Source organism: Ochrobactrum sp. Marseille-Q0166 (genome assembly GCF_014397025.1).
GTDB lineage: Bacteria > Pseudomonadota > Alphaproteobacteria > Rhizobiales > Rhizobiaceae > Brucella.
Genome location: NZ_JACJUO010000001.1, coordinates 691,856 through 712,174, shown reverse-complemented (window position 1 = coordinate 712,174; position 20,319 = coordinate 691,856). Strand labels below are relative to the sequence as shown.

The following is a 20,319-nucleotide window of genomic DNA, read 5'->3' as shown; positions in this document are numbered from 1 at the left end:
AGGCGGACTCCCGTTAAAGCGCCAGAGGCGTCAGCCACAGATTCATAATCTTTTTGAAAAGTCAGGACGAGCCGGGGCGTGGCGCGATCCGCGATGCGACTTGTTCGATGCGCTCTGCCAATTCGCTCAGTACACCGGTAATGGCAGCATCATTTCTGTCGGCACTTGTCAGTGCCTCATCATGTGAACGACGCAAGACTTCGGTTTCTTTTTCAAGAGCTTTGATACGCTTTTGCGTTTCAGCCAGCTCATCCATGACCATAATTCCGGCCATCACGGTCAGACGCAAATCCCCGATTTCGCCGAAAGACGATTTGAGGTGGGTAACATACTGGTCAAAACGATCAGCCAGACCAGAAAGGTGCTCTTCCTGCCCCTCATCACAGGCCATGCGATAGGCTTTGCCATCGATTGTAACGGTTACAGTCGCCATGATTGTATCCTTTATCGATCCAGAACGGCGCGGATGGTTTCCATAGCTGTCACGAGACGACGAGAGACTTCACGATTCGCAGCTTCAAGCCGTTCTGCGCGCGCCTCAGACTGATCGAGTTCCTGAGCAAGTTTGCTACGGTCAGCGTTCATACGCTGCACCTCTTCCTCGGCTTCGGCGAAATCGCCTTCCTTGTCGAGCCGCAGATCAACAGCTTGTTCAAGCGTGTTGAGTGCTTTTTCCAGCCGTTCAAGGACGTGCCTGAGGGTCGTATCGGGTGCCATCCATTTCCTTTCCAATACCAGATCACAGGCCCAGATTACAAACTTCGAATCGCGCCTGCCGGACGGGCATCTTTGAAAAGACTGTAATAATCGACAGACCGATAAGCAACAAATGAGGGGCCATTCAGCCCGTTCATGCACCGTTATCAGCGCAAAAAAGGCTTTTCGGTGATCGCTGGGCCATGAATTGCCCACATTCTCCACTCAATCGCAGACTGTTTATTGCCGATACACCATCGTTTTGTTGACTCCTCGGTGGCAGGTGCTATGTGTCCCAAAGCCTTCTGCCGCGCGAGCATCTAAGGTATTTAATCGGTTTAAATTGATTAAATCGTTTAGTATAAGAAACTCGTGCTTCAGTCCCGAGGCATCGCCGCAACCCCGTTCAAACCACTCTGGAAAGACGGCTGAGACAATGACGAATTCCGACAAGCAAAACCAGCTGGCCAATGCAATCCGCTTCCTCTCGATCGATGCGGTTGATAAAGCCAATTCCGGCCATCCCGGACTGCCAATGGGTGCAGCTGACATAGCCACGACCCTTTACACCCGTTTCCTGTCGCATGACCCGCAGAATCCGCACTGGCCGGATCGCGACCGTTTCGTGCTTTCAGCAGGTCACGGCTCGATGCTTCTATATTCGCTGCTCTACCTCTCGGGCTACGAAGACATTACCATTGAGGAAATCAAGAATTTCCGCCAGCTCGGCGCACGCACCGCAGGTCACCCTGAATACGGTCATGCAGCAGGCATCGAAACCACAACCGGTCCGCTCGGGCAGGGCATTGCCAATGCTGTTGGCATGGCGCTTTCCGAACGCATTCTCAATGCTGAATTCGGCGACAGCCTCGTTGATCACTACACCTATGTGATTGCTGGTGACGGCTGCCTCATGGAGGGTATCAGCCAGGAAGCCATCGCGCTCGCCGGTCATCTTAAGCTCAACAAGCTTATCGTCTTCTGGGATGACAACAACATCTCCATCGACGGCCCGATCTCTATCTCCGACAACACCGACCAGCCAGCACGCTTTGCAGCTTCGGGCTGGAATACGCTTGCTGTTGACGGCCATGATCAGGACGCGATTGCAAAGGCAATCGAGCTGGCCAAGGTTTCAGACCGCCCAACGCTCATCGCCTGCAAGACGACCATCGGTTTTGGTTCGCCAAACCGCGCTGGCACCAACAAGGTTCACGGCTCACCGCTCGGTGCGGAAGAAGCTGCAGCAACCCGTAAAGCGCTTGGCTGGACCGCTGAACCATTCGTCGTTCCTGCCGAAGTTCTCGATGCATGGCGCGTTGCTGGTCTGAACGCTGCCAAGAAGCGTCAGGAATGGGAAAAGCGTCTGGCAGCAGCCGATGCACACACCCGTGCAGAATTCGAACGTCGTATGCGTGGCGACCTGCCTGCAAACTTCGATGAAGTGATCAACGAATACAAGAAGAAGCTTTCTGCCGAAAAGCCAAAGGTTGCGACCCGCAAATCTTCGGAAATGGCTCTGGAAGTCATCAACGGCGTTGTGCCTGAAACCATTGGCGGCTCCGCCGACCTCACCGGTTCCAACAATACCAAGACCAGCCAGACCAAGGCTGTAACGCCAGAAAACTATGGCGGCCGTTACATCCACTACGGTATCCGCGAACACGGCATGGCTGCTGCGATGAACGGTATGACGCTGCATGGCGGCCTCATCCCTTATTCCGGCACCTTCCTGACCTTCTCGGATTATTGCCGTCCGGCCATGCGTCTGTCGTCGCTGATGGGTATCCGTGTTGTTTATGTCATGACCCACGACTCGATCGGTCTTGGCGAAGACGGCCCAACGCACCAGCCAGTTGAACACCTCGCTGTCCTGCGCGCAATTCCAAACCACAACGTCTTCCGCCCGGCAGATGCAGTGGAAGCCGCAGAATGCTGGCAGCTTGCGCTCAAGTCGACCAAGACCCCTTCGACGCTGGCTCTGACCCGTCAGAACTTGCCAGTTGTTCGTACCGAACATCGCGAAGAGAACCTGTCCGGCTTTGGTGCATACGAACTGGCCGCAGCAAACGGCGATGCAAAGGTTTCGATCTTCGCAACTGGTTCGGAAGTGGAAATCGCACTTAAGGCTCGTGACCTTCTCGAAGCAAAGGGCATTGCTACCCGCGTTGTTTCCGTTCCTTGCTTCGAACTTTTCGAAGAGCAGAGCGACGCTTACAAGCAGGCAACGCTTGGCGATGCACCGGTCAAGGTTGCAATCGAAGCAGCTCTTGCACTCGGCTGGGAACGCTTCATCGGCGAAAACGGCATCTTTATCGGCATGAAAGGCTTCGGCGCTTCGGGTGAGATCAACGATCTCTACAAGCATTTCGGCATTACCGCTGAACATGCTGCTGAAGCCGCGGAAAAGAAACTCAACGCCGCCGCATAATTATCAAACGCCGGCGTTAAACACGCCGGCGTTCATCTTTCCAGTTGTCGGCATTCCAAAACGCTTTCAACTGTTTTATCAAGCCACTGCATGTGCAGAACCCTTTCGGGAGATTTAGAGAAAATGGCAGTTCGCGTTGCAATCAACGGTTTTGGCCGCATCGGCCGTAATGTCCTCCGCGCTATCGTCGAGTCGGGCCGCACCGACATCCAGGTCGTTGCGATCAACGATCTCGGCCCGGTAGAAACAAACGCGCATCTTCTGCGCTATGACAGCGTTCATGGTCGTTTTCCAAAGGAAGTGAAGGTCGCTGGCGACACCATCGACGTCGGCTACGGTCCGATCAAGGTTCATGCTGTGCGCAACCCGGCTGAACTGCCGTGGAAAGAGGAAAATGTCGACATCGCTCTGGAATGCACCGGCATCTTCACCGCACGCGACAAAGCGGCTCTTCATCTTGAAGCTGGCGCAAAGCGCGTTATCGTTTCGGCTCCTGCCGATGGTGCTGACCTCACCGTCGTCTATGGCGTCAACCACGACAAGCTGACGAAGGACCATCAGGTCATTTCCAACGCTTCTTGCACCACCAACTGCCTTGCGCCAGTGGCACAGGTTCTCAACGAAGCCATCGGCATCGAAAAGGGCTTTATGACCACGATCCACTCCTACACGGGCGACCAGCCGACGCTGGACACCATGCACAAGGATCTCTATCGCGCACGCGCAGCAGCTCTTTCCATGATCCCGACCTCGACGGGCGCTGCTAAAGCTGTCGGTCTGGTTCTTCCGGAACTCAAAGGAAAGCTCGACGGCGTTGCAATTCGCGTTCCAACGCCAAACGTATCTGTTGTTGACCTGACCTTCGTTGCCAAGCGCTCGACCACTGTGGAAGAAATCAACAATGCGATCCGCGAAGCAGCCAATGGCCGCCTAAAGGGTATCCTCGGTTACACCGATGAGCCGCTTGTTTCGCACGACTTCAACCATGATTCGCATTCTTCGGTGTTCCACACCGATCAGACCAAGGTCATGGACGGTACGATGGTTCGTATCCTGTCGTGGTACGACAATGAATGGGGCTTCTCGAACCGCATGAGCGACACCGCAGTCGCTTTCGGCAAGCTGATCTAACAAACGACAACGCCCCTTCATTCACGAAGGGGCGTTTCATTTTGATATTCAACTGAGAGATGAAAAATGGCTTTCCGCACCCTTGATGATGTCGATGTCAAATCAAAGCGCGTTCTGGTTCGTGTAGACCTCAACGTGCCAATGGCAAACGGCGAAGTGACCGATCTAACCCGCATCGAACGTATTGTTCCAACCATTGCGGAACTGTCGAAAAAGGGTGCCAAGGTTATTCTGCTCGCTCATTTTGGCCGCCCGAAAGGCGTTGCTTCCGATGAAAACTCGCTGAAGCATGTCGTTAAGCCGCTTTCGAAAGTGCTCGGGCACGGTGTGCATTTCGCAGAAGACAGCATTGGCGACAAGGCCAAGGCCGCAGTCGATGCGTTGAAGGACGGTGACGTTCTGCTTCTCGAAAACACCCGCTTCCACAAGGGCGAAGAAAAGAACGATCCGGAATTCGTGGCGGCACTCGCAGCCAATGGCGACATCTACGTCAACGATGCCTTCTCGGCAGCGCACCGCGCACATGCTTCGACCGAAGGTCTGGCGCATGTCCTGCCAGCTTATGCAGGCCGTGCCATGCAGGCGGAACTTGAAGCACTTGAAAAGGGCCTCGGCCAGCCGGCGCGTCCCGTTGTGGCAATCGTTGGCGGTGCCAAGGTTTCGACCAAACTCGACCTTTTGTCGAACCTGATCGAGAAGGTAGATGCACTGGTCATCGGTGGCGGCATGGCCAATACGTTCCTTGCAGCGCAGGGCCACAATGTCGGCAAATCGCTTTGCGAGCATGACCTTGCCCCTACTGCACGCGAAATCATGGCCAAGGCTGAAAAGACCAAATGCGCCATCATCCTTCCGGTTGATGCGGTTGTGGGTTGGCACTTTGCTGCAGACACGCCAAACCAGACCTACGGCGTTGAAGCAGTGCCAAGTGACGGCATGATTCTTGACGCTGGCGCACTCTCGACCGACCTGATCGCCTCGGCTATCGATGATGCGGCTACGCTTATCTGGAATGGTCCGCTGGGCGCGTTTGAACTGCGTCCGTTCGATACAGCAACCGTCAAGACCGCAAAACATGTTGCCGCACGCACCAAGGCAGGCAAGCTGGTATCGGTGGGCGGCGGCGGTGATACCGTTGCGGCCCTCAATCATGCTGGCGTTGCAGACGACTTCACCTATATCTCGACCGCTGGCGGCGCTTTCCTTGAATGGATGGAAGGCAAGCCGCTCCCCGGCGTTGATGTACTGAAGAAGTAAGAAAACAAAAAAGCCCGGATTTTCTTCCGGGCTTTTTCTTTATGATTTCGGTGTCAGCTTCAGAAGACGTCCGGGATTGTCATCCTCAATCACCCAGATTGCACCATCCGGCCCGACGGCTACGTCACGAATACGATTTTCCATCGCAAAGCGTTCGACTTCGTGGGGCTGACCATCGCTATCGATTGTTATGCGGACAAGTGCCTGAGAGGAAAGCCCTGCAATCAGTGCTGAACCGTTCCAGTCTGGAAACTGCTTACCCTTATAAAAGGCAAGTCCGCCCGGTGAAATTACCGGAGTCCAGAATAGCATGGGCGCTTCAAACTCCGGCCGCGTGCTGTGACGCGGGATTGGACGACCACTGTAATTGTCCCCATTGGAGACAACGGGCCAGCCGTAATTCAGTCCCGGCTTGATGAGATTGAACTCATCACCGCCCCGCGGTCCCATCTCATGTTCCCACAGCTTGCCGTCCGGCGCGAAAGCGAGTCCGTAAGGATTGCGGTGACCCGTTGTCCAGGTCAGCGCCTTGGTGCCTTCTTCCGATGCATGAGGGTTATCCTTTGGCACTGAACCATCGAGGTTCATGCGCAAAATCTTGCCCATGGGTGCGTTATCATCCTGTGCTGTAGCAGGAATCATGCGATCACCAACCGACAGGAAGAGATGCTTTTTATCGGGTGAAAAGGCGATCTTGCCACCAGGCTGTCCACCTTTGGCCGGTGTTCCCTGTTTCCAGATTGCCTCAAGATTCTTTAATTCGGCCTTGTCCTTGCCTTCGATAAGCGTTCCCCGCGCCAATACGAGTGCACCACCGCCATTTTCGGGCATGACATAAGTAAAATAAACAGCTTTGCTTTTGGTAAAATCAGGCGCGGGGACAATATCCAGCAAACCATTCTGACCACTGGCGAGCACATCGGGAATGCCCGTCACTTCCGTTTTGTCCCCCTTCTGGCTCACGACAAAAATCTTGCCACCCTTTTCAGTGAGAATCAGTTTGCCGCCCGGCAGAAATGCAATTGCCCAAGGCGTATCAAACTCCGCCACGGCTGCGACATTGAATGGCAGGTCAGTCGTGGCTTCCCTGCTTCCTGCATTAATGCTCTCCGCAAACGCGGTATGAGCCGGAAGGGTGACCATCGATGCAGCCAGAATGAATGGCAGCGTTAACAGGGCGCTTCGCATCTCTCCTCCTTATAATTGGTATTCTTTAGATGGGATTTTTCACCGCGATTTCAAAACCCAATTATGGCTAAAATCGCTGTTAAGATCCGAAAATATCAATAAAAAATTATTTCAGGCCCAAATTTTAGGCTTCAGCAAAATGAAACCCGACGATCAGCGCCATAATGAAAATTGCAAACACTGCAATCTTCCAGAAATCGCCGCGCTTTTTCAAACCGGGCAAGCCAAGGGGCTTGACGATATGCAAGCCCATGAGGGCCATGAGTAGCACAGGCAGGACTTTAGTCACAAAACATCCCTCATTTACCCCCTTTTGGCTCAGCAAATAACGTCCTGCAACCCTGATCTGATTGTCCACCATCCCAGACGTGCATATTCATCTTAAGTTTCATGGACGAAGCTTTGATCTTGCGCGTAGACTTAGCCCCGGAGGAGATGAAAAACGCGTGGGAAAGAACCGAGACCAATCGGCCCTGCCTAGCGTTTTCATCCAGCTTGTTATCGCTGCGCTTTAACGGGTCAATTGATCCGAAGAAACGCATGCTTCTGGGAGGAAAAGCATGACATCAAAATATGCCGAAACCTACGCCGCATGGCAGAACGACGCGCAAGGCTTCTGGGCTGAAGCAGCTGGAGCCATTGACTGGTTCAAGCCGTGGGATCAGGTTTTCGCAAGCGATGAAGGTGTGTATGGCCGCTGGTTCAAAGGCGCCGAATGCAACACCTGTTATAATGCGCTCGACCGCCATGTTGCCAATGGGCGTGGCGATCAGGTTGCGCTTATTTACGACAGCCCGGTTACTGGCTCAGTGCGCAAAATCACCTATCGCGAATTGCTTGAAGAGGTGGAAGCGCTCTCAGCAGTCATGATCGATAATGGTGTGAGCAAAGGTGACCGCGTCCTTATCTACATGCCAATGGTACCGGAAGCTGCCGTCGCCATGCTTGCCTCAGCGCGCATAGGTGCCGTGCATTCGGTGGTCTTTGGTGGCTTTGCTGCCAATGAACTTGCCACGCGTATCGATGATGCAAAGCCCGTGATGATCATCGCCGGGTCATGCGGCATTGAACCAACCCGAATCGTGCCCTATCAGGCGATGCTAGATAAGGCGATTGCCGCGGCCCATCATAAGGTCGAGCGCTGCATCATCCTGCAACGCGAGCAGCATCCCCACAACCTCATTGCAGGCCGCGATATTGACTATCGTACGGCTGTCGATGCCGCACGTGGCCGTCATGTGCCGTGCACACCGGTTGCTGCCACCGACCCGCTGTATGTCCTTTATACTTCGGGTACCACCGGCGAACCCAAAGGTGTCGTGCGCGACAATGGCGGGCATATGGTAGCGTTGGCGTGGTCGCTCAAAAATGTGTTTGGTGTCGAGCCGGGACAAGTGTTTTGGGCGGCATCCGATGTCGGCTGGGTGGTCGGCCATTCCTATATCGTCTATGCACCGCTCATTGCCGGGGCCACCAGCATCCTCTTTGAGGGAAAGCCCATCGGAACACCCGACGCAGGCACCTATTGGCGCATCATCGCACAACACGGTGTGGAGGTGATGTTCACAGCACCAACTGCCTTGCGCGCTATCAAGAAGGAAGATGCAGATGGCGATTTCGTGCGCCAATACGATCTTTCCAAATTCCGTGCGCTTTATCTGGCAGGTGAACGTGCGGATCCCGATACAATCCACTGGGCGGAAAATCTGCTGGGCTGTCCGGTAATTGATCACTGGTGGCAGACGGAAAGCGGCTGGCCGATGGTCGCCAATCCGCTTGGCCTCGGATTGCTTGAAACCAAATACGGTTCGCCTGCGGTCTGTCTGCCTGGCTATGATATTCGTGTGCTCGACGATGCCGGCCATGAAGTTGAACGCGGGCAGCTTGGCAACATTCTCATCAAGCTGCCACTGCCGCCCGGTTGTCTGCCTACGCTCTGGAATGCCGATGAACGCTTTCGCAAAGCTTATCTCAACGAGTTCCCTGGCTACTATAAAACCGCTGATGCGGGCTATATGGATGAAGATGGCTATCTCTACATCATGAGCCGCACGGACGACATCATCAATGTCGCGGGCCATCGTTTGTCGACAGGAGCCATGGAGGAAGTGCTTTCCAGCCACCCTGACGTTGCAGAATGCGCGGTGCTTGGCATTTCTGATTCCGTGAAAGGACAGGTGCCTTGCGGCTTTCTTGTGCTCAAATCCAATATCGACCGCAACCCGCTTGAAGTCGAAAAGGAATGCGTGAGCATGATTCGCAATGCCATTGGTCCGGTCGCGGCTTTCCGACTGGCTCTCACCGTCAAACGGCTGCCAAAAACCCGCTCCGGAAAGATACTGCGTTCAACGATCCAGAAAATCGCTGATGGTGAAGAATGGAAAATGCCTGCCACCATTGATGATCCGATGATTCTCGATGAAATCAGCACGGTTCTGCGTGAGCGCCATATCGGCCTGGCCTTTGCCTGAGCTTTGTTATCACGCTCCAAACTCTTGACCGGCGAAATTCGCCGGTCCACTCTCCGACAAAAATCGGAGAATGATCGATGCAGTTAGAAGGCAAGGTGGCGATCGTCACGGGTGCGGCCCGCGGTATTGGCTATGCCATTGCCAAGCGCTTCTTAATGGATGGCGCAAGTGTCGTCTTGTCGGATGTCGATGGTGCAGGAGCCACAAAAGCTGTCCGGGATCTTGAGCAATATGGCCGAATTCTCGCCATCGCGTGTGACGTGGGCGACAAGCTCGATATTCATAATCTGCTGACCTATGCCACGGCGAATCTTGGTGAGATCGACATCCTCGTCAACAATGCGGGCGTGGTGCATCAGGCGGAGTTTCTGGATCTGAAAGAAGACGATTTCGACCGCGTGATGCGCGTCAACCTCAAGGGCGCTTTTCTCTGCGGTCAGGCCGTCGCAAAACGCATGGTCGCACGCGTTGAAGCCGGTGGCGAGGCTGGCAGCATTATCAATATGTCTTCGGTCAACGCGATATTCGGCCTGCCCGATCAGCTTGCCTATTCTGTATCCAAGGGCGGCGTGAACCAACTGACACGCACGATGGCAGTGGCGCTTGCAAAATGGGGCATTCGCGTCAACGCAATCGGCCCCGGCTCAATCGAGACCGATATGTTGTCTGCAGTGAACAAAGATAACGAGCTACGCAAGAAGATACTCGCGCATACGCCGCTGGGAAGAATAGGGCAAGCATCTGAAATTGCAGCAATAGCGGCATTTCTCGCATCGCGTGATTCAAGCTATGTGACAGGCCAGACGATCTATGCCGATGGTGGCCGCTTACCGCTGAGCTATACGGCAGAGCCGCCTTTCAAGGTCTGATCAAACAGTTTCCGTTTGCGTATATCGGTAAGATGATAATTAAAAATTGCTCCTGACAGACAGCTGTCAGGAGGCCTGTGTCATAGTACTCTTCAAGAGAAGAGGGATTCACCATGGCATTCGCAATCGCACCACTGCTGGCAATTCTGAAAGATTATAAGCGCAAGCAGGACGAACGTCGGCGTTTTGTACGCACGCAGCGCGCATTGGATAACCTACCGAGCGAGCTGCGTAAGGATATGGGCTGGCCGGACCGTTATCTTGAACAGCGCAAAGCAAAACAATGTAGCGGAGAGTAAATCGGGAATGCGCCGTGCAGACCGTCTTTTCCAGATCGTTCAGCATCTTCGTGGTGGCAGGCTTGTCACCGCTCGGCAACTTGCCGAACGGCTGGAAGTGTCAGAACGAACCATCTATCGCGACATTGCTGATTTGCAGTCAACAGGCGTGCCTATCGATGGTGAGGCTGGTGTCGGCTATATTCTCCGGCAAGGTTTTGAACTGCCGCCGCTGATGTTCACGCGGGATGAAATCGTAGCACTGGTCGCAGGCGCGCGCCTGATCCGTGCATGGGGCGGTGTGTCCATGGCGCGGGGTGCCGAAGAGGCACTGGTGAAGATCGAAGCCGTTCTGCCCAAGGAAGAACGAGCGCGCATTACCGGCACGCAAATCCATGCGCCGTCCACTTCCATCAGCGTGGATGAACGTCGTATTATTGATGCCGTTGAACGTGCGGTCGATGAAGGCACGGTGCTTAACATACGCTATCGCGATCTTGAAGCACGTGAGAGTGAGCGTGACATTCGTCCGCTTGGTCTTTGGTTCTGGGGTAAAGTTTGGACTGTGATCGGCTGGTGCGAATTGCGCAATGCTTTCCGCACGTTTCGCACGGACCGCATCATCGCCGCCGACAAGGCTGGTCGCACATTCCGTTCAGAACGCGGCAAAACACTGGCTGACTTTTATCGGCTCATGGAATTGAGCGAATACAACGCGTTCAAAGATTGATCTTCCCAAGCAGTATAAAAAAACCCGCCGATTCGGCGGGTTTTTTTATGTTTGGTCGAGGAAAGCTTATTCTTCGTCTTCGTCGGTGTTTGTGCTCTTCAACGAAGAAAGCTTGGCGAAAACTTTTTCCGCATCCAGCTCTTCTTCTTCAGGCTTTTCATCACGATAATCGAAGTTTTCGGTCGCAGATGCCGGCAGAAGTGTATTGTCGGATTCAACAATAGGACGATTACGCGCTGCGCGATCAACTTCAATATCCAGATCGATCTGCGTGCAAAGACCGAGCGTTACCGGATCCATCGCTGTAAGGCTTGCGGAGTTCCAATGAGTGCGATTACGAATCTGCTCAATAGTCGACTTGGTCGTTCCAACCAGACGAGACACCTGCGCATCTTTGAGTTCCGGATGGTTGCGAACCAACCAGAGAATCGCGTTTGGGCGATCCTGGCGCTTTGAAAGCGGTGTATAGCGCGGACCCTTGCGCTTGGCTTCCGGCACACGAACCTTTGGCTCCGAGAGCTTCACACGATGATATGGGTCTTTTTCACCCTTTGCAATTTCTTCGCGCGACAGCTGGCCAGTGATAACCGGGTCAAGTCCCTTGATACCCTGCGAGGCCTCACCGTCCGCAATCGCCTTCACTTCAAGCGGATGCAGCTTGCACAGAGCCGCGATCTGATCAAAGGACAGAGCCGTATTATCAACGAGCCAGACTGCCGTTGCCTTCGGCATAAGAAGCTGGGTGGCCATTAGATATAATCCTCTTGTTCGTCCGCTCCGGTAGGGCGGGCCGTGGGAAAAACCACAAATTCCGGGAAATCACGGTCTATATATATTTTTTTTGAGCACAGAGCAAGAAACTGCTGCCATGCCAACAAACCTTCTCTGTAAAACGTTGGAAATCATACAACATCCAGCACGATTTTACCGATGTGCTGACTGCCCTCCATCCGATCATGGGCCCGCCAGGCGTCTTTCAATGGAAATACCATATCCATCACGGGTGCAACGCGGCGCTCAGCCAGAAGCGGCCAGACTTTTGCTTCCAATTCGCGTGCAATGCCAGCCTTGAACTCGACAGACCGCGAACGCAGTGTCGAACCGGTATGCGTGAGGCGCTTGGTCATCAAAAGTGCAAAATTGGCGGTTGCTTTGGCGCCATTCAGAAAAGCTATTTGAACGATACGGCCATCATCGGCAGCAGCTTTGTAATTGCGATCGACATAATCGCCACCGACCATATCGAGAATGACATCCACACCTTTGCCGCCAGTCATCTCTTTCACAACAGTGACAAAATCTTCGTCGCGATAATTGACGGCGCGATCAGCACCAAGCTTGAGACAAGCTTCACATTTATCAGCAGAACCAGCGGTTATGATCACCGTCGCGCCGAAAGCCTTGGCAAGCTGGATGGCAGTCGTACCAATGCCGGATGAGCCACCATGAATCAGCAATGTCTCTCCTTCTTTCAGCCCGCCGCGCTCAAACACATTGTGCCAGACCGTGAAGAAGGTTTCCGGTATGGCCGCAGCTTCAATATAGCCATAGCCTGTTGGCAACGGCAGCGCGGTGCTTTCATGCACCGTTGCATAGTCTGCATAACCGCCACCGGCAAGCAGCGCGACAACTGCATCACCAATGCGATATCGCTTAACACCTTCTCCCAAAGCCACAACATCACCAGCAATCTCCAGTCCAGGTATGTCCGATGCCCCTGCTGGCGGGGCATAGCTGCCCTGTCGTTGCAGAACATCGGGGCGGTTCACGCCCGCAGCGCGCACACGGACAAGGATCTCACCCGCTTTCGGTTGAGGGACCGCGCGCAGAACAGGCCGCAACACTTTTGCGTCACCCGGTTCAGCGATTTCAATTGCCGTCATCTGGGAGGGAAGTTCAGCCATCATGCTCCAAGCTCCTGTTCGATCTTGTTTCCGCAAAATATGGCACGCATAATCACAGACAACCGCACCATGCGGTTTAAACAATTCGGTATCGATTTCTGAAAATATATATGCGAAGATTCAAGGTGTTAAATCTTTTCTGTCTTTATAAGCGCATCATAGACTCCGGAGGAAGGCCATGAGCGATTTTGATGAAGATCTTAAAAAGCAACATGTCAATGTGGCTCTAAGTGATGATGAACTGTCTCTGCTTTCGGTGATCGAAATCGACCAGCGCATCGCTTTACTCCAGTTCGAAATCGAGCGCCTGAAAACCGAAAGGCTTAAGAAGGGCGACAGCCGCGCTGCGGCAGAGGCCCTTTTCCGCTGAAACCAGCCTGTTTCAGCATCAATAATAAAGCGAAGCGACATATGTGCCGCCTCATAAAATCCCGGGAACGTGATCTTGCGAATTTATATTCAGGTTCTGGCGCTGCTCTGCGGCACAGCATTTCTGTTAATGGCCTCCGGTCTGCATAGTCTGCTTTTGCCATTGCGCGGTGGATTAGAAGGTTTTTCAGTAGCATCCCTCGGCATGTTGGGCACCACCTGGGCAGGCGGCTTTGTCGCTGGCTGTATTTTTGCCCCTCGCCTTGTGCGGCGTGTTGGCCATGTTCGTGCTTTTGGCTGTTTTGCGGCATGTGCCGCAATCATCGCACTTTTGTCCGGCATCTATATTGATGCAGTTTCATGGATTATCCTGCGCACGTTTACCGGTTTTTCGATGGCCGGTGCCTTCATGGTCATCGAAAGCTGGCTTAATGAACGCGCCACCAATGAGTCCCGCGGCAAGATTTTTGGCCTTTATATGATGGTCAATTATGGGGCAACCATGAGCGGCCAGATGATGGTTGCCAATGGCGATATTCGGTCTGATCACCTTTTTATGATCACCGGAATTCTATTCTGTCTGGCATTGATCCCAACCGCCATGTCAACCGCAGTAAGCCCAAAACCGCTGACCGAGGTCCAACTTGACCTCAAGGCGCTTTACCGCAATTCACCTGCCGCATTTGTCGGCTGCATCCTGATCGGCATTGCAAATGGTGCCTGGGGTACGCTTGGCGCAGTTTTCGGAGCAAAATCGGGTATTTCGACCACCGAAATCGCGCTTATGGTCAGCGTAACGATTGCTGCCGGGGCTTTGATGCAAATCCCCGTGGGGCGTATTTCAGACCTCATCGACCGGCGCTACGTTCTTGCTGGTGTTGCAGCTCTTGCTGCACTTGTTGGCCTATTGGCCTTCATCATCGGTCCATCCAATGGGACAATCATCATTATCATGACCGGCTGCTATGGTGCGCTGGCCTATGCTTTATATCCTGTTGCAGTCGCCCATGCGAACGATCACGCCACATCGGAAAGCTTTGTGAAAGTATCGAGCGGCCTTCTGTTACTCTATGGCTTTGGCACCATGCTGGGACCTCTGCTAGCAGCAGCGGCCATGGATGTTTTCTGGCCAGCAGGACTGTTTGCCGTCACCGCACTCTCACATATTTCAATTTCAGCTTATGCGCTGTTCCGCTCCCGCAGACGGGCATCGATACCAAAAGCTGAAAAAGAACAGTTCAAAAGCATGCCTTCTGTTAAAAGTGCGACGCCGGAAGCAATGAATCTCGATCCCCGGGCCGAAGCGGAAAGCTGAAAGTTTTTGAAACAAGAAAATAAAAAAGCAGCGAACAGTCGCTGCTTTTTATCTTACCATCGCGCGGCACAGCTTCGGTTAACAATCGTTGGGCGGCTGAGACTCAGCCGCCGATAGCTTCAATGTTATCATCCTTTTGGTCACCACCAATCGCAATGATCATATAAGCTTGAGCTTGATTTTAATGTCGCGTTACCTGGGTTTTCAGTTTTTCAATCTGCTCTTTGAGAGCAAGCTTCTTACGTTTGAGAGAAGTAACATGCAGGTCATCAATTGCCGGCGACGCCAAAGCTTCGGAGATTTCCTCTTCCAAAGCGCCGTGCTTCTGTTCAAGCGTGGCAAGATGGGACTCAATAGCCATCATCAATTCTCCTTTGAATGATTAACCCAAAGAACGAAGCCATGTCGCAGCTTTTGCCAACAAATGGCTCCATCCGCTCTCACCTGCGCAAACGCCCGGTAGTACACCTCCTGCTATCCGGGCCAGTTACGCAGTCCCGGCTGCCATTCAACAGTTCGTCTAGCAACCGTTGTTCATGACAGAAAAATGACACTGTGGCATGAGTTTGATGCAAAGTCGAATTTGTTTTGGTAGCATTTTCCAATCACGAAAAATGTGATAATGGCTTCGCCTGAAACGGGTCTGCACCTCTGTGGAGCGGCCCGTCATATTATTTATGAGAAATGGGGCAAACCGCATGTCCGATCAGGATCAGGCCGAAATCAGATTGGCCGTTGCACGTCTGAAACAAGAACACGCGGATTTTGATGCAGCCATAGATGCAATGATGCAGGTCGGTTGCGATCAGCTGCGTATTCAGCGCATGAAAAAGAAAAAGCTCGCCATCAAGGATAAGCTGCAGGAACTGGAAGATCAGGTCATCCCTGACATCATCGCTTGAACATCTTATAAAACACGTTTCATAGCCGGGGTTCGCCCGGCTTTGTTTTTAAACCCATGATCTAAAGAAGCAGGACGGATCAATGAGCAGAAGTGCAGATGTCGCAATCATTATGGGAAGCCAATCCGATTGGGAAACAATGCGCCATGCCGCTGATACGCTCGAAGCATTGGGCATAACCTTCGATGCACGTATTGTTTCCGCACATCGCACGCCCGATCGGCTTGTCGCCTTTGCCAAGGGCGCAAAGGCCGAAGGCTTCAAGGTTGTGATTGCAGGCGCAGGTGGCGCGGCTCACCTACCCGGTATGGCCGCAGCTATGACCCCGCTTCCGGTCTTTGGTGTTCCTGTACAATCGAAAGCCCTATCAGGACAGGATTCGCTCCTTTCCATCGTGCAGATGCCAGCCGGAATTCCGGTCGGAACGCTTGCTATCGGTCGCGCCGGTGCCGTGAATGCTGCTCTGCTTGCCGCAGCTGTCCTTGCTCTTTACGATGATGCACTTGCAGCGCGTCTTGATGAATGGCGCACAGCCCAGACAGAAAGCGTTGCAGAACGCCCATCCGACGAGGTTTGATATGGCAAATTCCGCACTGAAGGCTGGATCAACGATCGGCATTATCGGCGGCGGCCAGTTGGGTCGTATGCTGGCCATGGCGGCAGCTCGGCTCGGCTATGAGACAATCATTCTGGAGCCACAGGCCGATTGCCCGGCGGCTCAGGTGGCAAACCGCCAGATCATAGCAGCCTATGATGATCCCTCAGCTCTTGCAGAGCTTGCGACTGCCTCCGACGTAATCACCTATGAATTCGAGAACGTGCCCGTATCTGCCGCAGACAAGCTGGCAGAATCGGCGCTTGTTTTTCCGCCGCCGGCAGCGCTTGAAATCTCGCAGGACCGCTTCACCGAAAAGCAGTTTCTCAATGAAAGCGGTATCGAGACTGCGCCCTGGCGCCTGGTCGATGACGAAGAGTCACTTATCGCGGCGCTGGGCGCTTTGGGAGAACGCGGGATCCTGAAAACCCGTCGCCTCGGCTATGATGGTAAGGGACAGGTGCGTCTCAAGTCTCTTGACGAGAACGAAGCGCGTGCAGCACTTGAGACAATCAAGCATGCACCGGCAATTCTGGAAGGTTTCATCGCATTCGAGCGCGAAGTTTCGGTCATTGCGGCGCGTGATCGCGGCGGCAATGTTGCCATCTTCGATATTGCCGAGAACGTTCACAAGGACGGCATTCTCGCAACTTCGACGGTTCCAGCCGAAATCTCGGGTGAGACAGCAGATGCTGCAAGCCAAGCGGCTTCAAAGCTTCTGCACGCGCTTGATTATGTCGGCGTGCTTGGTCTGGAATTCTTCGTTCTTGCGGACGGCACGCTGCTTGCTAATGAATTTGCGCCACGTGTGCACAATTCTGGCCATTGGACGGAAGCCGCTTGTGCGATCTCGCAGTTTGAACAACACATTCGCGCGGTAGCAGGTTTGCCACTTGGTGACACCGTGCGCCATTCGGATTGTGTGATGGAGAATCTGATTGGCGATGACGTAGAAAAGGTTCCAGCGATTCTCGCAGAATCGAATGCCGTGCTGCATCTCTACGGCAAGAAAGAAGCGAGGCCGGGCCGCAAGATGGGTCATGTAACCCGCATAAAACCCCGCACTTGATAAGCATTGCGGTGGAATCTGTCCGATTCCTCCGTGAACGGCACCTGTAGCCAAGATTTTCCGATAGTCCCTTCGTGAATCTGCGGTGCAGGAGTTGACATTTGGCTGAAATATTGTGTATTTCGGCCAACCCTTCGGGCAGGAATACTGCCTGTAACCAATTGGCGCCTTGGGCGCCTGTTTTTATGAAGCCCCGAGACATTCATGTCGATGGGCCAACCAAGACCGGTGATTGACATGAAGATCAAGAATTCGCTCAAGGCGCTCAAGGCCCGTCATCGTGACTGCCAGCTCGTTCGCCGCAAGGGCCGCGTTTACATCATCAATAAGACTGCTCCGCGCTTCAAGGCACGTCAGGGCTAATCTTATTTCTGATTTTGCATTTGACGTTCTGCTGCGTATAATGAAAATTATGCGCATGCGGAACGTTTTTGCATATCTGAACAATTCTTCATTTCTGATTACGCTGGGCCTGTCGGCCCTGATCAGCATGTCTTCGGCCTATGCCGAGACAAAGCCCTCCCTGACAGCGCCCATTACGCCGGTGCAGGTCGGCGCTGACAGCGACCAGAAACCTGCTGCCAAAGAACAAAACCAAGCCGAACACACGCCGGAAGAGCGCCTCGACAAGCTTTTTGCCGATCTCAAGCGTACTTCTGATGAAAAGAAGGCTCGTCGCCTCACTATTGAAATCAATCAGATATGGCAGCAATCCGGCAGCGCTACAGTTGATCTGTTGGTGCAATGGGCAAATTCTGCCATGCTTGAAAAGCGCTACGTATCCGCGCTGGATTTTCTCAATGAAGCAATAGCTATCAATCCCGACTATGCGGAAGCATGGAACCGTCGCGCAACAGTGTATTACCTGCGCAACGATTATGCGCACGCCATGTACGACATCAATCGTACGCTGGAGCTTGAGCCACGCCATTATGGCGCACTCTCGGGCATGGCAGATATCTTACGTGCTCGCGGCCTCAAGGAACAAGCATTGAAGGCTTATGAGAAAGCGCTGGAAGTTAATCCGATGATGCGTGATGCACAGCGAAACCTCCTCGACCTCACAGAAGAGTTGAGCGATACCCGCACCTGATTCTCTGATAATCGATCAAACAAAAACGCGCCCCGAAAGGAGCGCGCTTTTTTATGCATGAAGACCACCGGTTTAATCTGTCGATTGACCGTCAGCGCCAATATAGGCAATGCGCAGCAGGTTGGTGGCACCCGGAGTTCCGAACGGGACACCTGCGGTGATGATCAGACGATCGCCAGCCTTGCCGAATTCTTCCTTGAAAGCGACCTGACAAGCGTGATCGACCATGTCTTCGAGATCATGGGCATCTTCGGTTACAACGCAGTGCAGACCCCAGACAACCGAAAGACGACGTGCGGTATCGACAACCGGAGACAGCGCGATAATCGGTGTGCGTGGGCGTTCACGCGCGGCACGAAGGCCGGTTGTTCCGGAAGCCGTGTAGGTAACGATTGCAGACAGGTTGAGCGTTTCAGCAATCTGACGCGCAGCAAGCGAGATCGCATCGGCGCCCGTCGGTTCAGGAATCGCACGCTGTGCATCGAGAATGCCGGGATAGGTCGGCTCACGTTCGACCTTTTCCGCGATACGGTTCATCGTCGCTACCGCTTCAACCGGATACTGACCAGAAGCCGATTCTGCCGAAAGCATGACAGCGTCAGCACCTTCAAACACCGCTGTCGCAACGTCAGATACTTCCGCGCGCGTCGGAACAGGTGCAGTGATCATCGATTCGAGCATCTGCGTGGCAACCACAACCGGCTTGCCGGCGCGACGTGCTTTGCGAATCATCTGCTTCTGAATACCCGGAACGCTTTCCAGTGGCATTTCCACACCCAGATCGCCACGGGCAACCATGATCGCGTCAGAGAGCTCAATGATCTCATCAAGACGGGTCACAGCCTGCGGCTTTTCGATTTTCGACATCAGGGCAACTTTGCCGCCAGAGAACTTGCGGGCTTCGACCAGGTCTTCAGGACGCTGAATAAATGACAAAGCGACCCAGTCGATTTCTTCTTTCAGAACAGCCTCAAAATCCCTGTAATCCTTTTCGGTCAGTGCGCCGACACCCAATGTGGTATCCGGCAGGCTGACACCTTTGCGGTCGGAAATACTGGTGCCTGCTACAACCTTGCAGCGGATCGACTTGCCATCGCTTGCTTCGGCAATCAGTTCCAGTTTGCCGTCGTCAATGAGAAGCCGGTGGCCCGGCTCAACAGCTTCCAGAATTTCCGGATGCGGGAGATAGACGCGTGTTTCATCTCCGAGTTCTTCATTGTTGTCGAGCGTGAAGGTCTGGCCTGCAACAAGTGCAACCTTTGTATTCTTGAACTTGCCAACGCGCAGCTTAGGACCCTGAAGGTCGGCCAGAATACCGATCGGGCGACCCAGTTCCTTTTCCACATTACGAATACGTTTGACGAGCGTGCGCATCAGGTCATGGTCAGCATGGCTCATATTGATACGGAAGACGTCTGCGCCAGCTTCAAAAAGCTTGCGGATAATAGATTCCTCGCCTGACGCCGGGCCGAGTGTGGCGAGAATCTTGACCTTGCGGTTGCGCTTCATTGGTTATTCGTTCCTGTAACTGTGGAGTTTTCTAACGGCGTTTCATCGGTGAGCTGTACCATCCAGCTCGATTGCTCCCCGGTATCGTATTCCTGGAATCCATTGCGTTGAAACCCGCGTGCAAAACAGTCCTGAACACCGGTGATGCGGAATTCCTTTTCCGCCACACACATGTTCACTTTGCCTTCCCAGCGACCACCACTTTGAGAATCTTCTGCGAAAAGATAATAGTATCGGGAGGTCAACGGCCCCTCGATCAGCGTTTTGCAGGTGGAACCATCAATATGCCACCACCCCTCTGTCACCCAGCCGGCCTTGGCTCTGTAGCCAATAGAAACGCCAACCAGATTTTGAGTTGAGTTACATACACGAAAATCGGCTCGCGCTTCCATGGATGTAACACTCAGAGCACCAACCAGCACACTGGAAAACAAACCCAAAAACATTGGAAGTCGCATTCGCCGAACTCCTTCAGCCCGCAATCGCTTTTGTCTCACGCAAGGAAATCCTCT

Annotated in this window: 23 protein-coding genes; 14 read left to right on the top strand and 9 right to left on the bottom strand. The window is 53.5% G+C overall.

The window, feature by feature from the left end; translation table 11 throughout:
• Positions 1-61 precede the first annotated feature (61 nt).
• Positions 62-433: a cell division protein ZapA gene (locus H5024_RS03350; RefSeq protein WP_187544017.1), complete on the bottom strand. Its 372-nt coding sequence runs from the start codon at positions 431-433 to the stop codon at positions 62-64.
• An 11-nt stretch (positions 434-444) separates the two neighbouring features.
• Positions 445-717 (bottom strand): DUF4164 domain-containing protein, encoded by a 273-nt coding sequence (locus H5024_RS03345; protein WP_187544016.1) that lies wholly within the window; start codon positions 715-717, stop codon positions 445-447.
• Between the two features lie 415 nt (positions 718-1,132).
• On the opposite strand from H5024_RS03345, the gene tkt reads away from it, so the two are divergent.
• The 3 genes from tkt (at position 1,133) to H5024_RS03330 (ending at position 5,515) form a co-directional block, all read left to right on the top strand.
• Positions 1,133-3,127 carry a transketolase gene (gene tkt / locus H5024_RS03340; RefSeq protein WP_187544015.1) on the top strand — a complete coding sequence of 665 codons (1,995 nt, stop codon included), beginning with the start codon at positions 1,133-1,135 and terminating at the stop codon, positions 3,125-3,127.
• 123 nt (positions 3,128-3,250) lie between these two features.
• Complete coding sequence (gene gap / locus H5024_RS03335; protein ID WP_187544014.1) at positions 3,251-4,258, top strand: type I glyceraldehyde-3-phosphate dehydrogenase; 1,008 nt, start codon at positions 3,251-3,253, stop codon at positions 4,256-4,258.
• 66 nt (positions 4,259-4,324) lie between these two features.
• Positions 4,325-5,515: a phosphoglycerate kinase gene (locus tag H5024_RS03330; RefSeq protein WP_187544013.1), complete on the top strand. Its 1,191-nt coding sequence runs from the start codon at positions 4,325-4,327 to the stop codon at positions 5,513-5,515.
• Between the two features lie 39 nt (positions 5,516-5,554).
• On the opposite strand, the gene H5024_RS03325 is transcribed toward H5024_RS03330, so the two are convergent.
• On the bottom strand, positions 5,555-6,703 hold the full coding sequence (locus H5024_RS03325; RefSeq protein ID WP_187544012.1) for a PQQ-dependent sugar dehydrogenase: 1,149 nt from the start codon (positions 6,701-6,703) through the stop codon (positions 5,555-5,557).
• A gap of 124 nt (positions 6,704-6,827) precedes the next feature.
• Complete coding sequence (locus H5024_RS03320) at positions 6,828-6,992, bottom strand: hypothetical protein (protein WP_247875267.1); 165 nt, start codon at positions 6,990-6,992, stop codon at positions 6,828-6,830.
• A 271-nt stretch (positions 6,993-7,263) separates the two neighbouring features.
• Here H5024_RS03320 and H5024_RS03315 point away from each other — a divergent pair, with 271 nt between their 5' ends.
• From H5024_RS03315 to H5024_RS03300, 4 genes are all read left to right on the top strand, one after another.
• The gene (locus H5024_RS03315) at positions 7,264-9,174 is read left to right on the top strand and encodes a propionyl-CoA synthetase (protein WP_187544010.1); all 1,911 of its coding nucleotides are present in this window, start codon (positions 7,264-7,266) and stop codon (positions 9,172-9,174) included.
• A 77-nt stretch (positions 9,175-9,251) separates the two neighbouring features.
• Positions 9,252-10,043 carry an SDR family oxidoreductase gene (locus tag H5024_RS03310; RefSeq protein ID WP_187544009.1) on the top strand — a complete coding sequence of 264 codons (792 nt, stop codon included), beginning with the start codon at positions 9,252-9,254 and terminating at the stop codon, positions 10,041-10,043.
• A gap of 113 nt (positions 10,044-10,156) precedes the next feature.
• Positions 10,157-10,342, top strand: coding sequence for a hypothetical protein (locus H5024_RS03305; protein ID WP_187544008.1), 186 nt, complete (start codon positions 10,157-10,159; stop codon positions 10,340-10,342).
• A gap of 7 nt (positions 10,343-10,349) precedes the next feature.
• Positions 10,350-11,051 (top strand): YafY family protein, encoded by a 702-nt coding sequence (locus H5024_RS03300; RefSeq protein WP_187544007.1) that lies wholly within the window; start codon positions 10,350-10,352, stop codon positions 11,049-11,051.
• A gap of 66 nt (positions 11,052-11,117) precedes the next feature.
• Here the strand turns inward: H5024_RS03300 and H5024_RS03295 are convergent, their stop codons facing one another.
• Together H5024_RS03295 and H5024_RS03290 are read right to left on the bottom strand one after the other, a co-directional pair.
• Positions 11,118-11,801 (bottom strand): DUF1013 domain-containing protein, encoded by a 684-nt coding sequence (locus tag H5024_RS03295; RefSeq protein WP_187544006.1) that lies wholly within the window; start codon positions 11,799-11,801, stop codon positions 11,118-11,120.
• Positions 11,802-11,953: 152 nt separating this feature from the next.
• Positions 11,954-12,958 carry an NAD(P)H-quinone oxidoreductase gene (locus H5024_RS03290; protein ID WP_187544005.1) on the bottom strand — a complete coding sequence of 335 codons (1,005 nt, stop codon included), beginning with the start codon at positions 12,956-12,958 and terminating at the stop codon, positions 11,954-11,956.
• Between the two features lie 175 nt (positions 12,959-13,133).
• On the opposite strand from H5024_RS03290, the gene H5024_RS03285 reads away from it, so the two are divergent.
• Together H5024_RS03285 and H5024_RS03280 are read left to right on the top strand one after the other, a co-directional pair.
• Complete coding sequence (locus H5024_RS03285) at positions 13,134-13,325, top strand: DUF1192 domain-containing protein (RefSeq protein ID WP_187544004.1); 192 nt, start codon at positions 13,134-13,136, stop codon at positions 13,323-13,325.
• 75 nt (positions 13,326-13,400) lie between these two features.
• Positions 13,401-14,639, top strand: coding sequence for an MFS transporter (locus H5024_RS03280; protein ID WP_187544003.1), 1,239 nt, complete (start codon positions 13,401-13,403; stop codon positions 14,637-14,639).
• A 181-nt stretch (positions 14,640-14,820) separates the two neighbouring features.
• Here the strand turns inward: H5024_RS03280 and H5024_RS03275 are convergent, their stop codons facing one another.
• Complete coding sequence (locus H5024_RS03275) at positions 14,821-15,003, bottom strand: DUF465 domain-containing protein (protein ID WP_187544002.1); 183 nt, start codon at positions 15,001-15,003, stop codon at positions 14,821-14,823.
• Positions 15,004-15,337: 334 nt separating this feature from the next.
• On the opposite strand from H5024_RS03275, the gene H5024_RS03270 reads away from it, so the two are divergent.
• From H5024_RS03270 to H5024_RS03250, 5 genes are all read left to right on the top strand, one after another.
• Positions 15,338-15,541, top strand: coding sequence for a DUF465 domain-containing protein (locus H5024_RS03270; protein ID WP_187544001.1), 204 nt, complete (start codon positions 15,338-15,340; stop codon positions 15,539-15,541).
• 82 nt (positions 15,542-15,623) lie between these two features.
• A complete protein-coding gene (purE, locus tag H5024_RS03265) occupies positions 15,624-16,118 on the top strand; it encodes a 5-(carboxyamino)imidazole ribonucleotide mutase (RefSeq protein WP_187544000.1) in 495 nt (164 codons plus the stop codon).
• 1 nt (position 16,119) lies between these two features.
• Complete coding sequence (locus H5024_RS03260) at positions 16,120-17,205, top strand: 5-(carboxyamino)imidazole ribonucleotide synthase (protein WP_187543999.1); 1,086 nt, start codon at positions 16,120-16,122, stop codon at positions 17,203-17,205.
• A 237-nt stretch (positions 17,206-17,442) separates the two neighbouring features.
• Complete coding sequence (gene ykgO, locus H5024_RS03255) at positions 17,443-17,568, top strand: type B 50S ribosomal protein L36 (protein WP_002967908.1); 126 nt, start codon at positions 17,443-17,445, stop codon at positions 17,566-17,568.
• A 37-nt stretch (positions 17,569-17,605) separates the two neighbouring features.
• Positions 17,606-18,298, top strand: a complete 693-nt coding sequence (locus H5024_RS03250; RefSeq protein ID WP_187546570.1) for a tetratricopeptide repeat protein — start codon at positions 17,606-17,608, stop codon at positions 18,296-18,298.
• Positions 18,299-18,370: 72 nt separating this feature from the next.
• Here H5024_RS03250 and pyk read toward each other — a convergent pair whose 3' ends face one another.
• Complete coding sequence (gene pyk, locus H5024_RS03245) at positions 18,371-19,807, bottom strand: pyruvate kinase (protein WP_187543998.1); 1,437 nt, start codon at positions 19,805-19,807, stop codon at positions 18,371-18,373.
• Positions 19,804-20,265 (bottom strand): DUF1036 domain-containing protein, encoded by a 462-nt coding sequence (locus H5024_RS03240; protein WP_187543997.1) that lies wholly within the window; start codon positions 20,263-20,265, stop codon positions 19,804-19,806. Before H5024_RS03240 ends, pyk begins: the two co-directional genes overlap by 4 nt.
• Positions 20,266-20,319: the final 54 nt, after the last annotated feature.

What these genes read in the sequence shown, in the direction of transcription:
- H5024_RS03350 (WP_187544017.1), bottom strand. Translation starts at nt 433, where the DNA reads ATGGCGACTGTAACCGTTACAATCGATGGCAAAGCCTATCGCATGGCC.
- H5024_RS03345 (WP_187544016.1), bottom strand. Translation starts at nt 717, where the DNA reads ATGGCACCCGATACGACCCTCAGGCACGTCCTTGAACGGCTGGAAAAA.
- tkt (WP_187544015.1), top strand. Translation starts at nt 1,133, where the DNA reads ATGACGAATTCCGACAAGCAAAACCAGCTGGCCAATGCAATCCGCTTC.
- gap (WP_187544014.1), top strand. Translation starts at nt 3,251, where the DNA reads ATGGCAGTTCGCGTTGCAATCAACGGTTTTGGCCGCATCGGCCGTAAT.
- H5024_RS03330 (WP_187544013.1), top strand. Translation starts at nt 4,325, where the DNA reads ATGGCTTTCCGCACCCTTGATGATGTCGATGTCAAATCAAAGCGCGTT.
- H5024_RS03325 (WP_187544012.1), bottom strand. Translation starts at nt 6,703, where the DNA reads ATGCGAAGCGCCCTGTTAACGCTGCCATTCATTCTGGCTGCATCGATG.
- H5024_RS03315 (WP_187544010.1), top strand. Translation starts at nt 7,264, where the DNA reads ATGACATCAAAATATGCCGAAACCTACGCCGCATGGCAGAACGACGCG.
- H5024_RS03310 (WP_187544009.1), top strand. Translation starts at nt 9,252, where the DNA reads ATGCAGTTAGAAGGCAAGGTGGCGATCGTCACGGGTGCGGCCCGCGGT.
- H5024_RS03305 (WP_187544008.1), top strand. Translation starts at nt 10,157, where the DNA reads ATGGCATTCGCAATCGCACCACTGCTGGCAATTCTGAAAGATTATAAG.
- H5024_RS03300 (WP_187544007.1), top strand. Translation starts at nt 10,350, where the DNA reads ATGCGCCGTGCAGACCGTCTTTTCCAGATCGTTCAGCATCTTCGTGGT.
- H5024_RS03295 (WP_187544006.1), bottom strand. Translation starts at nt 11,801, where the DNA reads ATGGCCACCCAGCTTCTTATGCCGAAGGCAACGGCAGTCTGGCTCGTT.
- H5024_RS03290 (WP_187544005.1), bottom strand. Translation starts at nt 12,958, where the DNA reads ATGATGGCTGAACTTCCCTCCCAGATGACGGCAATTGAAATCGCTGAA.
- H5024_RS03285 (WP_187544004.1), top strand. Translation starts at nt 13,134, where the DNA reads ATGAGCGATTTTGATGAAGATCTTAAAAAGCAACATGTCAATGTGGCT.
- H5024_RS03275 (WP_187544002.1), bottom strand. Translation starts at nt 15,003, where the DNA reads ATGATGGCTATTGAGTCCCATCTTGCCACGCTTGAACAGAAGCACGGC.
- H5024_RS03270 (WP_187544001.1), top strand. Translation starts at nt 15,338, where the DNA reads ATGTCCGATCAGGATCAGGCCGAAATCAGATTGGCCGTTGCACGTCTG.
- purE (WP_187544000.1), top strand. Translation starts at nt 15,624, where the DNA reads ATGAGCAGAAGTGCAGATGTCGCAATCATTATGGGAAGCCAATCCGAT.
- H5024_RS03260 (WP_187543999.1), top strand. Translation starts at nt 16,120, where the DNA reads ATGGCAAATTCCGCACTGAAGGCTGGATCAACGATCGGCATTATCGGC.
- ykgO (WP_002967908.1), top strand. Translation starts at nt 17,443, where the DNA reads ATGAAGATCAAGAATTCGCTCAAGGCGCTCAAGGCCCGTCATCGTGAC.
- pyk (WP_187543998.1), bottom strand. Translation starts at nt 19,807, where the DNA reads ATGAAGCGCAACCGCAAGGTCAAGATTCTCGCCACACTCGGCCCGGCG.
- H5024_RS03240 (WP_187543997.1), bottom strand. Translation starts at nt 20,265, where the DNA reads ATGCGACTTCCAATGTTTTTGGGTTTGTTTTCCAGTGTGCTGGTTGGT.